Origin of the sequence: Kutzneria sp. 744 (genome assembly GCF_000568255.1) — a bacterium.
Lineage (GTDB): Bacteria > Actinomycetota > Actinomycetes > Mycobacteriales > Pseudonocardiaceae > Kutzneria.
Genome location: NZ_KK037166.1, coordinates 6,218,572 through 6,230,579, shown reverse-complemented (window position 1 = coordinate 6,230,579; position 12,008 = coordinate 6,218,572). Strand labels below are relative to the sequence as shown.

Genomic DNA, 12,008 nt, shown 5'->3' with positions numbered 1-12,008 from the left:
CAGGAGAAGGAGAAGAACGGCCAGCCGCCTCATGACCACGGCCAGTGGAAGCGGACGTCGGCGTCGACGTCGAGGTCCCAGTCGTTGAGCATGTGCTCGGCCAGCAGCGGCCACCGGTGCTCCAACCGCTGGTCGGCGACCCGATCCGGCACGGACGAGGCGACGATGGCCCGCGCCTGATCCGGATGCTCGGCCAACAGCTTCTGGTACGCCGGCAACGTGTCGTGGGTGACGTAGTCCCACCGGTGATCACGGTCGGCCACGTTGAACGAGGGCAGCGGTGTTGTCACGTGGGCGCCCACGGTTTCGTCGGCGAACAGGCCGGGAACGGTGACGTCGGCGCCGACGGTGAGCGGCTTGTACTCGCCGGGCGTCTTGGTGCCGGGAATGGAGGCCTGCCCGGCCACGGTCATGCCGTAGGTCATCGCCTTGCCGACGACGCCGTCATGGTTGTACATCTCGTCGTACTGCTTGGCGATGACCTGGTTCTGCTCGCGGTAGAGCAGGTCGGTGTTGCCGTGCTGGATCCGCCCGGGATCGCCGCTGGCGATGTCGCTCCACGCGTTGGCGGCGCGGTCGTCGATCAGCCCGGCCCGGCGCATCTCGTCGATGGCCCCGGTGCCGCCGTTGACGTAGGCCTCGTGCATGGAGCCCTGGTCGATGAAGATGTGCTTCTGCATGGCCAGGAACTTGTTCTCGAACCAGCCCAGCTCGCCGGCGGTCAGGTTGGCCCCGGCCGACGCCAGGTCGCGCAGCTCCTGCGGAACCGCGGCGCGCAGCTCGGGCGGCAGCGAGTTGATCTTGTCGGCCAGGCCGTGCGTGAAGTCCTTCATGCTGTCCAGGTCCATGAAGCCGCCGGCGAAGGAGGGCCCGATCATGTTGGCCATGCCGGCCCACTGCAACTCGGGATGGTCCAGGAACAGCTGACCGTAGAACTTGTACACGTTCATGATGTTGCCCAGGTTGCCGTCGACGCCGGCCTTGGGATCCCACTTGCTCAGGTCGATCCCGGCGTCGTTGGCCGCCTTGACCAGCCAGTACTGCTGGAGCAGGGCGGCGTAGCGCCTGGGGTCGAGCCCGTCGGCGCGGGCGGCGTCCAACAACTTCTGCAACGTCGCGAGGTCGGTGGGCAGGTTGGGGTTGATGCCGCCGTTGAGCTCGCCGTCGGCGTTGTCCAGCGTCAGGTCGAGCACGTTCGGGCCCTCCTGCAGGTTGGCCGACGGCACGTAACCCAGGTCGCCCATCCGCTTGAGGTAGCCCATCAGCGCCACTTCGTAGTCGGTCACCAGCTTGGTGACCTGAGTGCCGCTCGATTTCACGGCGGCGACGGCCTTGTCCAGGAACTCCTGCCGCGCCGACTGCTGGTCATCGGGCGGCAGGTGGTGGCCGACGCCCTGCATGAACGTCGTGTACTCGCCGTTGATGCCGGACAGCGTGCTCTCCAGGCTGCCGATCTCCTTGACGGCACTGCCGGTCTGGCGGTCGAGGTCGCCGGCGACGCCGGTGAGCACCTTGGCGATGGCGTTGAGGTGGTCGGGCGACTGCTTGGTGCCGCGGGCCTCGGCGTCGAAGTCGACCGGCGACGAGCCGTTGACGGTGTAGCCCTCGCCGACGTAGACCTGCGCCTGCCGCTTGGCGGCGTTGGATTCGGCCATGTCGCCGCCCGCACCGTAGAAGGCGGCGGCGAGCGTCTCGATCTGCGCGGGATCGCCCGCCTTCAGCTTGTCACGCAACGCCCAGGGGTCGACACCGGCCTGGGCCACCAGTTCAGCCTGTGAGAACGTCACGCGACACCTCCCTTCCCCATCCGACGTCACCGCGTCCCGAGCGGTTCCAACGCCGTGGCGACGGTCTCGTGCTCGAACCGGAATCCGGCCTCGACCAGGCGATTCGGTAATACCCGCAGGCTGTCCAGCGCATCCCCGGCCACACCGCCCAGCGCCAGCCGCAGCGACCAGCCCGGCACCCGCAGCACCGCTCGACGACCGAGCGCCGACGCCAGAACCCGGGTGAACTCGTCGTTGCGCACCGGTTCGGGAGCGGTGATGTTGTGCGGCCCCTGCGCGCCGGGCAGCGCCCGGATGGCCCGCACGGCGTCCACAAGGCAGATCCAGCTCCAGAACTGCCGCCCAGAGCCGAAGCGTGCGCCGAGACCGGCCCGGAACAACGGCAGCAACTCGGCCAGGACGCCACCGGCGGCGGACAGGACGAGGCCGAAACGCAGGTGGCACACGGGAATGTCCGACGCAGCGGCGGCGGCCTCCCACTGGCGGACGACCGAAGGCAGAAACCCCGCGCCGCCAACAGAATCCTCGGTCAGCACCTCGTCGCCGCGATCGCCGTAGTAGCTCACGCCCGAAGCCGACAACAACGCCTTGGGCGGCCTCCGGGCCTCGCCGATGGCCGTCACCAACGCCGACGTCGTGTCGACCCGGGAACGCAGAATGACGTCCCGATACGACCGCGTCCACCGCCGCGCCCCGATGCCGGCGCCGGCCAGGTTCACCACCACATCGACCCCGTCGACCTGCGAGCGGTCCACCTGCCGAGGCAGCCGAACCACGGTGTGGCCGTCGCCCTCGTACGACTCGCGCAACGCGGTCCCGATCAGGCCGCTGGAGCCGGTGATCGCGACCTTCATGGCCGCACCACGGTCACGCCCAACGCGAACACGAACGCCACCCCGACCAGCACCACCATGCAGGAAGCCAAAATCCGCAGGCGACGCCGGTAGGAAGCCAGTTCCTCGACCACGGCGAAGATCCGCGCCGGCCAGTGCCGCCACGACACGTGCCAGAAAATCGAGGCAGCGATCGCGTACAGCACAACGGAAACCGCATACCAAGGACTCACGAGGAAGACCAATGCGATGCCACTCACCACGAGCGCGGCAACGAGACCGACGACCTTCCACCGATTCCCGTGGGCCAGCAGGACAAGGAACTCCTCGCGCTGCTCCTCGTCCAGGAAGAAACGGTCCACCTTCGGCTGCACCACGGTCAGGCTGTAGCTCATCGAGCCCAGCCAGATCGCGGCGATCACCAGGTGCGCCACCAGAAGCAGATCAACCATGGTGCGAGTCCAACCGCGCCAGTTGCACGGGAACGGCGCCGAGACGGCGGTGCACCAACGTCCCGCGACCGGCCGGAAGTCGGGCCGGCCGCACACCGAACAGGGTGCCCTCGTCGGACGGCGCGCTCAGCACGACGGCCGGGAAACTCAGCTCCCGCATCCGGCGCAGCACCGGCTCCAGCATCGCCGAACCCGCACCGCCGGCCTGCCGGGCCAGATACAGATGTAGCCCGATGTTGCGGGCCTGCGGCAGGAAGTCCAGCAGCGGGGCCAACGGATTGCCCACCGAGTTGGCGACGAGGTCATAGTCGTCGACCACGATGTGCACGTCGGGGCCGGTCCACCAGGAGCGGTTGCGCAGCTGCTCGGGCGTGACATCGGTGTCCGGCAACCGTTTGGTGAAGCCTTCGACGAGCCCGGCCACGATCTCCACCGTCTGCTGCGGCGTCGTGCCGTAGGCCAGCATCTCCGGCCCCTCGAACTCGCCGAGCATGGTCATCCGGTAGTCGATCAGCGCGACCTTGGCCGCCTTGGCATCGCCGCGGTTCACCACCTGGCGCGCGATCGCCCGCAGCGTCGAGGTCTTGCCGGACTCACTGTCGCCGATCAGCACCAAGCCTTGGTCAGCCAGCACGACCGGCTCCAGCCGCTGCCCCTCCACGCCGATCACCAGTCCACGCTGGACCGGCAGCTCGGCGAACTCGATCATCCGGGGCAGCAGCCGCACCGCGGGCGCGGGCGGCCCGGACCAGTTCTCGTTGACCTTGGCGATCAGGTCGGCGATGCCGGTGGCCAGGTCGTCGGCGCTGCTGCGGCCGTCCACCCGCGGCACCGCGCCCAGGAAGTGCAGGCGTTCCCTGGTCACGCCGCGGCCGGGCCGGTCGGCCGGCACGGCCTGCTGGGCCTTGCGGTCGATCTCCGAGTCCAGCGCGTCGCCCAGCTTCAACTCGATCTTGGCGCCGACCAGGTCACGCAGCCCCAGCCGCAGATCGAGCCAGCGGTTGGCGGTCAGCACCACGTGCACGCCGTAGGTCAGCGACCGGCCGACCAGGTTGAGCAGGTAGGCCTCCAGGTCCTCGTAGTCCTGGCGCAGCACCGACCAGCCGTCCACCACCAGGAAGACGTCGCCGAACGGGTCGTCGGCCACCTTGCCCTCGGCCCGCAGCCGCCGGTAGTCGGCCATGGTGTCCACGCCCAGCTCGCGGAACCGGGTCTCGCGGCGTTCCACCACGGCGCTGACCTCGGCCACCGTGCGCCGGACGATCTCGTTGTCCTGCCGGCCGGCGACCCGGCCGACGTGCGGGAGCCCGGACATCGCGAACAGCGTGCCGCTGAAGTCCAGGCAGTACACCTGCACCTCGGCCGGGGTGTGCCGCAGCGCGAGCCCGGCGACCAGGGTTCGGACCAGCGTCGACTTGCCCGACCGCGGCCCGCCGACGATGGCCACGTGGCCGCCGGCCCCGGCCAGGTCGATCAGCATCGGGTCGCGCCGCTGGTGGTACGGCCGGTCCACGGTGCCCACCGGCACGGTCAGCGGGGCCAGCTCCGGCGCCGCGCCGAAGCCCCGCCCCGGCCGCACGGCCAGGCCCGGCAGCAGCGCGTCCAACGTGTCCGGGGCGTCCAGCGGCGGCAGCCACACCTGGTGAGCGGGGCTGCCCTGGCCGATCAGCTGGTCGACCATCACGGACAGAATCGTTGGCCGGCTGGGGTTCTCGTCGTCCTCGTCGGCGTCGGCCGCCGTCGGCGTGAGATTGTCCAGCCCGACCGGCACGGGCAGCGAGCGCGCGGTGAACGGCCGCACATCGCCCACCCCGAGCAGCGATTGCCCGTCGCGGTCCTCGGCGGAGTGGTAGGCGCCGGACACGTAGGCGGCGCGGAACCGGCGCAGCGTCGCGGTGTCGGTCTTGAGGAAGCCGTGCCCGGGGGCGTTGGGCAGGTCGTTGGCGTCGGGCACGCCGATAGCCGTGCGGCTCTCCTGCGCCGAGAACGTGCGCAGACCGATCCGGTACGACAGGTGCGCCTCCAGGCCGCGCAGGCGGCCCTCCTCCAGGCGCTGCGAGGCCAGCAGCAGGTGCAGCCCGAGCGAGCGGCCCAACCGTCCGATCTGGACGAACAGATCGGCGAAGTCGGGTTTCTGGCTCAACAGCTCGGAGAACTCGTCGACCACGACAAAAAGGCTCGGCAGCGGCGGCAGGCCGGCCCCGTTCTGCCGGGCCCGCTCGTAGTCGCGGACCGACACCAGGTTGCCGGCGTCACGCAGGATCTCCTGCCGGCGGTTCATCTCGCCGGACAGCGCCTCCTGCATGCGGTCCACAAGGGACAGATCGTCCTCGAGGTTGGTGATCACGGCGGCGACCTGCGGCAGGTGGCCCATCTTGGCGAAGGTCGCGCCGCCCTTGAAGTCCACCAGCACGAGGTTGAGCTGGTCGGGCGGATGAGTCGCGGCCATGCCCAGCACCAGCGTGCGCAGCAGCTCCGACTTGCCGGAGCCGGTCGCGCCGACGACCAGGCCGTGCGGGCCCATGCCGTCCTGCGCGGACTCCTTGATGTCCAGGTCCAGCACCGTTCCGTCGGCGCTGATGCCGATCGGCACCCGAAGCCGGTCGCGCAGGGGGCGGGGCTTCCACAGCACGTCCAGGTCCATCGCGCCGGCGTCGGTGATGCCGAGCAGGCCGGGCAGGGTCTGGCTGGTGGTGGCCAGGTCGTCGGCGTGCGAGGTCACGTCGAGGCGCCGGCCGCCCAGCTGCTGCGCCAGCGCGGCCGCCACCGGGGCCGGCATCGCGTCGGCCGTGCCCAGCGCCTCCAGCCGACTTCCGTTGCGCACGGCCAGTTCGCCGTCGTCGACGATCAGCTCCAGGCCGTGGGTCCGGATCAGGTCGCCGGCCCGGCCATCCAGGTCGACGACCGTGACCGCCTGGAGGCCGTCGTGGCCGAGCACGAGTTCGGTGCCGGCCACCATGCCGCCGTCGATGACCACCAGCACGTGCGGGACGTCGGGATCCGGCTCGGCGGTGCGGTTGAAGCGCGGCCGGCGGGTCAGCTCCACGCCCAGCCAGTCCTCCAGCGCCACCAGCGACGGGTTGATCAGCCGCATCGGGCCCGCGTAGTCCACCTCGTCGGGGTGGTGGCAGTGCGGCAGCCACTTGGCCCAGCCCCAGTCCGGACCGTCCTGTTCGGACGTGCAGATGAGGATCCGCAGGTCCTGCGGCGGATGGAAGGTCGCGACGTGCGAGATCAGCGAGCGCGCCACGGCCCGTGCGGCGTCGCGGTCGCCGCCGATGCCGATGGCCGCGAACCGGCGCAGCGACACCTGCACCGGCAGGTCCGGCACCACCGTGTGGGTGCTGATGAAACGCTTGAGAGCCAAGGCGGCCAACGGATCCAGGTCCTCGACCGGGCCGGACTCGCCCGGCACCAGCTGCGTGGCCAGGTACTGCGGGCCACGGCCGACGCGCACCACGCCGAAGTCCTCGTCGGCCGGACGTCGCTCCCACAGCCGTTTGCTGGCCGCGACCGCCCACAGCTGCTCCGGCTCGGGTGCGCCCCAGCCCAGCGACTCGTGCTGCGCGGCCGCGGTCCGGCGCACCTGCTGGCGCATCCGGCCCAGGTAGCGCAGGTAGTCCCGACGAATCTGCTGAGAGTCACCCTTCTGGGTGGATCTCGAGCGCAGCAGCGAGCCGGCCACCATGGCCAGCGAGGAGAACAGGAAGAACGAGCCCGCCACGTAGGTGATCGGGTTGGCCGCCCCGCCGAGCAGGTAGGCGACCGAGCCGAGGCCGGACAGCGCGGGCAACGCGGTCAGCCACACGTTTCCCGTGTCGGGTTTGGGCAGCTCGGGCGGCGGTTGCAGCAGGACGTCACCGGCGGGGACCGTCGGCCGCGGCGCTCTCGGCGGCCGTCGGAACAGCGCAGTTGACACGACACCTCCCGATCGACGGATCTATATGGACGGGCTGCGTGGCAACGGCGTACTCCGTTTGGGGGAGAAGGAGCAGGCAGAGACCGGGGCCTTTTGCCGTATCCGGTGGCCGGCCCCCGCACCCGGGTCGACCTCGCGGTGCCGGCCGGCATCCGCTGGCGCACCTGCTGCCGACACTGCTGCGGCACGCCGCCGACGGCGGTGGTGACGACGGCGGGGTCGGCCATGGCGGCTGGGCCGTGAGCAAGACGGACGGCTCGCGGCTGGATTCCGCGCTGAGCCTGGCCGGCTCCGGTCCACGACGGCGATGTGCTGGTGCTGCACCAGGCGCGGGAACGCACTCCGCCACCGCTGTACGACGACGTCGTCGAGGTGATCGGCGCGGGCGGCGTGCACACGGCGTGGGAGAGCGCCCAGACCCGGTTGGCCTGTGGTGTGGTGGGGGCCATCGCCGTGCTGTCGGCGACCGCCGCTGTCGCCGCGCACGGCGGTCTCGTCGGCGGCTATCTCGCTTTGGTGGCCGCGGTTCTGCTGCTGTTGGGCGGCGGGGCGCTGGCCCGCGCGGCCGGTGATCTCCAGGCCGGAATCCTCACGTCCGCGCTGGCCGCCCCGGTCGGGGCCGTCGGCGCCGGCGTGTTGCTCGGCGGCGACTGGGGCCGTGCGCACCTGTTGCTGGCCAGCGCCGTGTTTCTGCTGGTGGCCGGGCTCGGGCCGGTGGTGGTCGGCGGTGGTGACGCGGTGTTTGCGGCGGTAGGCGTGCTCGGGCTGTTCGGGCTGCTCGGCGGGTTGTTGGCGGTGGTCGGCGGCGTCGGGCCGGGGCGGGCCGCCGGTGTCATCGCGCCATTGGCACTGGCCGTCACGACCGTCATGCCGACGTTGGCGTTGCGCGCGGCCCGGTTGCCACGGCCGGTGTTGCCGCGCTCGGCCGAGGACCTGGCCGATCTGCCGGGACAGGTCGAGCTGGAACGCACCCAGCAGCGGGTTTCCCGAGCCCGTCAGCTGTTCACCGGGCTCATCGCCGGCTGTCATGCCACCGTCGGCGTCGGCATCGCGCTGCTGGCCGCGGACGCGACGCTCTGGTCGGCTGTGCTCGCCGCCGTGCTGACGATCCTGGTCGTGCTGCGCTCCCGACTGTTCCGCGAACGCGCCCAGGTGACGGCTCCTGTCGTGACCGTGGCGGCGGTTTTTGTTGCTGGCACGGGAGTTGCGGTGACACACTTCGCCGCCGACACCACCGCCATGCTCGGCATCGCCGCGCCCGTGCTGGTCGGGCTTGCTTTGCTGGCCGGGCTGATCGGCGTGAACAGCGGTCGCCGTGCGGCCAATCCGCGGCTGGTCCGATTGCTGGACATGACCGAGACCGCGCTGCTGCTCGCCGTCGTGCCGCTGGTGCTGGCGGTCTGGGATGTGTACGCCGCGCTGCTGAACCTGCGCGCATGATACGGGTCGCTGCGGTCCTGTTGGTGGCAGCAGGTTTGGTGGTCGTGCCGGCCCCGATGGCCTTCGCCGTGTGCCAGCCGCCGCCGGCCGCGGGGCAGCCCATTCCCGCCGCGGCCGGCCGTGATCCCATGATCGACCGGCTCGGCCTGTCCCGGGTGAAGGACCTGAGCACCGGGGCCGGGGTCACCGTGGCCGTCGTCGATTCCGGTGTGGACAGTCGGCATCCCAAGCTGGCTCCGGCCATGGTGTCCGGCGTCGACGTGGCGGCCGTGAACGATCCCCGGGTGGCCGCCGACTCACCGGGCACGGCCGAGGACTGCCAGAACCACGGCACCATGGTCGCCGGCCTGATCGCCGCGCGGCCGCTGGACGACGACCGGGTCGTCGGCGTCGCCCCCGACGCCAAGATCGCCCCCATCCGCATGGTCGGCACCATTTCCGACCTGCCGGACAAGGTGATCGCGCAGGCGATCCACGACGGGGCCGACCGCGGCTCCGTGCTCAACCTGTCGTTCGCGCTGCCCGTCGACCGGCCCTCGATCAGGGACGCCGTCCAGTACGCGCTGTCCCGGGACGTCGTCGTGGTCGCCGCCGCCGGCAACGAGCAGCAGTCGCAGCCCGGGCAGACCTGGTACCCCGCCGCCTATCCCGGGGTTCTGGCCGTCGCCGCCGTCGACGTCAACGGCGCCCCCATCGCCCAGTCCAACCAGGGCCCCTGGGTCGGCATCGCCGCCCCCGGCTCCGATCTGACCAGCACCGCCGCCGGCGGCAGCGGCTACATCACCCAGTCCGGCACCAGCTTCGCCACCGCCATCGTCTCCGGCGTCGCCGCCCTCGTCCGCTCCCGGTTCCCGGGCCTGTCCGGCCCCGCCGTTGTGCAGCGGTTGATCAGCACTGCCGTCCCCGTCGCCGGCTCTCGCGACGACAAGGTCGGGGCCGGCGTCGTGGATCCCTTCGCCGCCTTGACCGCGCCCGTGGTTGCTCCGTCCACATCGGATCGTCCTGTCGGGACCGTCGCCGTGCTCCCCCGTCCCGCCGAGGACGAGGGCTTCGGCCCCGTCCTGCGCGCCGCCCTGGCCTGGGCCGGAGGCCTCGCCCTGGCCGGCCTGCTGGCATTGGTCGGCGGCATCGCCTTCCGCCGGGCCGCCCTCCGCCGCTGGCGTCCGGGCGGCCGGGACGACGTACCCGAGAAGCCGGCAAGCCCCGAGCCGACCGAGGTCGAGCTGCTGTAGCCGTTCACCAGGCGAGTTGCGTGTCGTCCTCGAACACCGCGCCGGTGGGGCCGTCCTCGGGCAGCGCGGCCAGGCGGATCGCCACGTCGGCGCCCTGTTCGGGCGTGCGGGCGCCGCGGAAGTCGTTGAAGTCCGTGGCCACGTGTCCCGGGGCCGCCCCGTTGACCTTGATCGGCGTGTCGGCCAGGGCCCGGGCGTAGTGGACCGTGATGGCGTTCAGGGCCGTTTTGGAGCTGGAGTAGGACATGACCGGCTGCCCGACCCAGGCGCCGTCCTCGCCGATCGAGCCGCGTTTGCTGGTCACGTTGACGATCCGTGCCGCCGACGCGCGGCGCAGCAGGGGCAGGAAGGCGTTCGTCAGGCGCACGACCGCGAAGACGTTCGTCTCGTAGACGTGGCGCAGGTCCTCCACCGTCTCCTCGGTCGGCGTCGGCAGGTGATCGAGTTTCCGGTGGTTGAGCGGATGCGTGCCGGCGTTGTTGACCAGGACGTCGAGGCTGCCCGCCTCGTGCTCGATCCGCTCGACCGCGGCCTGGACATCGTCGTCCGAGGTGACGTCCAGCGTCATCGCCCGGACGTCCCCCTCGACCTCTTCCGCCGCCTTCTTTCCCCGGTCCGCGTCACGAGCGGCGAGGTAGACCGTGAAGCCTCGTCCCGCCAGTCCCGCCACGATCGCCCTGCCGATCCCCTTGTTCGCACCGGTGACCAGCGCGACCTTGCCAGCTGTTGTCATGACAACAGCGTGCGCCCATTGCTGTTGTCATGTCAACACACGGCCGCTACCGTGACCGGGTGAGCGAACTGGACGCCGACGAGATGGCCCTCTGGCACGCCTGGAAGTCGGCCGCCGACACCGTCCGGGCCCGCATCGCCGAGGACATCACCGCCGCCGTCGGCCTCTCCGACGCCGACTTCGCCGTGCTCACCCGCGTCGCCGAGCTCGGCGGCGGCCGCCTACGCCAGAACGCCCTGGCCGAATCCGTCGGCTGGCACCGCAGCCGCCTGTCCCACCAGCTCAGCCGCATGGAACAGCGCGACCTTCTCACCCGCCACCCGGCCGACGGCGGCGTCGAGGTCCACCTCACCGACGCCGGCCACTCCCCTCGCCCGCCGAGCCCGCCCCGCCCACGCCGACGCCGTCCGCGGTCACCTGCTCAACCACCTCGACCCCACCCAGCGCCGCCAACTCCGCCACGCCCTGGACGCCCTCACAGACACCCCTTGAACCGGGCCCCCGCCCAACCCGGCAGGGTTCCGACAAAGTCGGTGTTTGCTGGTCAGACCGTGATCCCGAGCAAACATGCCAGTCACGGGCCATGTGGCGTAGCCCGGCGGCGATGGCGGAGCATGTCGTGCCGGGGCAAATTAAGTAGAATGGCCATGACTGTTACGAAATTAATTGTTCGCACCGTCGCGTCCCACCAATGTCCATAACAATCGATCGGTAGCTTTACCCGAGCATGTACGCTCACACCAGAGCTGGGGAGATTGAGAAGCAACATTAGACACTGATCACAGCGACTAGTCTTCGAAGGCTCCAAATCCCTCGTGTGAAGGGCTGTTGCCCGGTGCGGACGTAGGTGACGTCTCGGACCCGGTGCAGGCGGTTCCCGATCTGCCAGTGCCCACGCAGGTAGTCGGCGATGCACGCGGGGTCGGCCTGCTCGCGCGGCAGACCGGTCACGACGGGCACAACCTTCGGTGATCACGGGCTTCGACAACCACATGATCAACACAGGCGTTGTGCCTGCTCCACATCAGGCCCCACCCCTTGAACCGGGAACAGCCCCCGCCCATCCCTGGGGTGGCGTCCCAGGCCCAGCCTATCGGGCCTGGGGGCGGCGAAGGGGTAGGGAAGATCCAGATGTGGATAAGTCGGGGGCTGTGGACAAGTGAGGATCAGTCCAGGCAGAACTCGTTGCCCTCGACGTCCAGCATGGTGATGCAGGATTCGTTGAAGTCGTCGGACACCTGCTCCAGATGACACACCGCGCCCAGGGCCTCCAGGCGTGCGCGCTCGGAGCGGAGGGCGGCGAGGCGCTCCTGGCCGGCGAGGCCGGGGGCGGCCCGCACGTCGAGGTGCACCCGGTTCTTGACGACCTTGCCTTCGGGCACACGCTGGAAGTACAGCCGCGGGCCCACGCCGTTGGGGTCGACGCAGGCGAAGGCCGAGCCCTGGCGGTCGGCGGGCAGGGAGTGGTCGAAGTCCCCCTGCCGAAGCCGGCGGGGGCGGCGGCACGGTATCCCAACACCTCGCACCAGAAAAGGGCGACACGCTTGGGGTCCGCGCAGTCGAAGGTGACCTGGACCTGCCTGACCGATGCCATGGCCCCACCGTAATGGCC

General features: G+C 70.7%; 8 protein-coding genes and 2 pseudogenes. 3 read left to right on the top strand and 7 right to left on the bottom strand.

All coding sequences use genetic code 11. The annotated features are described in order from the left end of the window. Positions 1 to 29 precede the first annotated feature (29 nt). From KUTG_RS28280 to KUTG_RS28265, 4 genes are read right to left on the bottom strand one after another with little or no spacing between them, the layout of a single operon-like run. A complete protein-coding gene (locus KUTG_RS28280; RefSeq protein ID WP_052395504.1) occupies positions 30 to 1,787 on the bottom strand; it encodes a putative alpha/beta hydrolase in 1,758 nt (585 codons plus the stop codon). 26 nt (positions 1,788 to 1,813) lie between these two features. Continuing rightward, positions 1,814 to 2,641: a TIGR01777 family oxidoreductase gene (locus KUTG_RS28275; protein ID WP_043721046.1), complete on the bottom strand. Its 828-nt coding sequence runs from the start codon at positions 2,639 to 2,641 to the stop codon at positions 1,814 to 1,816. Next, positions 2,638 to 3,072, bottom strand: a complete 435-nt coding sequence (locus KUTG_RS28270; RefSeq protein WP_043721044.1) for a hypothetical protein — start codon at positions 3,070 to 3,072, stop codon at positions 2,638 to 2,640. The genes KUTG_RS28275 and KUTG_RS28270 overlap by 4 nt, the downstream gene beginning before the upstream one ends. Beyond that, a complete protein-coding gene (locus tag KUTG_RS28265) occupies positions 3,065 to 6,991 on the bottom strand; it encodes a type VII secretion protein EccC (protein ID WP_043721042.1) in 3,927 nt (1,308 codons plus the stop codon). Before KUTG_RS28265 ends, KUTG_RS28270 begins: the two co-directional genes overlap by 8 nt. Before the next feature lie 306 nt (positions 6,992 to 7,297). On the opposite strand from KUTG_RS28265, the pseudogene eccD reads away from it, so the two are divergent. Together eccD and mycP are read left to right on the top strand one after the other, a co-directional pair. Beyond that, positions 7,298 to 8,431: pseudogene (gene eccD, locus KUTG_RS28260) on the top strand (type VII secretion integral membrane protein EccD); the annotation flags it as partial. A gap of 23 nt (positions 8,432 to 8,454) precedes the next feature. Then, complete coding sequence (gene mycP / locus KUTG_RS28255) at positions 8,455 to 9,663, top strand: type VII secretion-associated serine protease mycosin (protein WP_198047331.1); 1,209 nt, start codon at positions 8,455 to 8,457, stop codon at positions 9,661 to 9,663. Positions 9,664 to 9,667: 4 nt separating this feature from the next. Here the strand turns inward: mycP and KUTG_RS28250 are convergent, their stop codons facing one another. Continuing rightward, entirely contained in the window at positions 9,668 to 10,396 is a 729-nt protein-coding gene (locus KUTG_RS28250) for an SDR family NAD(P)-dependent oxidoreductase (protein ID WP_043721038.1), read from the bottom strand. 29 nt (positions 10,397 to 10,425) lie between these two features. On the opposite strand from KUTG_RS28250, the gene KUTG_RS66440 reads away from it, so the two are divergent. Continuing rightward, on the top strand, positions 10,426 to 11,097 hold the full coding sequence (locus KUTG_RS66440) for a MarR family winged helix-turn-helix transcriptional regulator (RefSeq protein WP_369794521.1): 672 nt from the start codon (positions 10,426 to 10,428) through the stop codon (positions 11,095 to 11,097). A gap of 465 nt (positions 11,098 to 11,562) precedes the next feature. On the opposite strand, the gene KUTG_RS65350 is transcribed toward KUTG_RS66440, so the two are convergent. Together KUTG_RS65350 and KUTG_RS65345 are read right to left on the bottom strand one after the other, a co-directional pair. Beyond that, positions 11,563 to 11,922 (bottom strand): VOC family protein, encoded by a 360-nt coding sequence (locus KUTG_RS65350; protein ID WP_369794520.1) that lies wholly within the window; start codon positions 11,920 to 11,922, stop codon positions 11,563 to 11,565. After that, positions 11,901 to 11,990, bottom strand: a pseudogene (locus KUTG_RS65345) (VOC family protein); the annotation flags it as partial. The gene KUTG_RS65350 and the pseudogene KUTG_RS65345, both read right to left, overlap by 22 nt. Positions 11,991 to 12,008 lie beyond the last annotated feature (18 nt).

What these genes read in the sequence shown, in the direction of transcription:
- KUTG_RS28275 (WP_043721046.1), bottom strand. Translation starts at nt 2,641, where the DNA reads ATGAAGGTCGCGATCACCGGCTCCAGCGGCCTGATCGGGACCGCGTTG.
- KUTG_RS28270 (WP_043721044.1), bottom strand. Translation starts at nt 3,072, where the DNA reads ATGGTTGATCTGCTTCTGGTGGCGCACCTGGTGATCGCCGCGATCTGG.
- KUTG_RS28250 (WP_043721038.1), bottom strand. Translation starts at nt 10,396, where the DNA reads ATGACAACAGCTGGCAAGGTCGCGCTGGTCACCGGTGCGAACAAGGGG.
- KUTG_RS66440 (WP_369794521.1), top strand. Translation starts at nt 10,426, where the DNA reads ATGTCAACACACGGCCGCTACCGTGACCGGGTGAGCGAACTGGACGCC.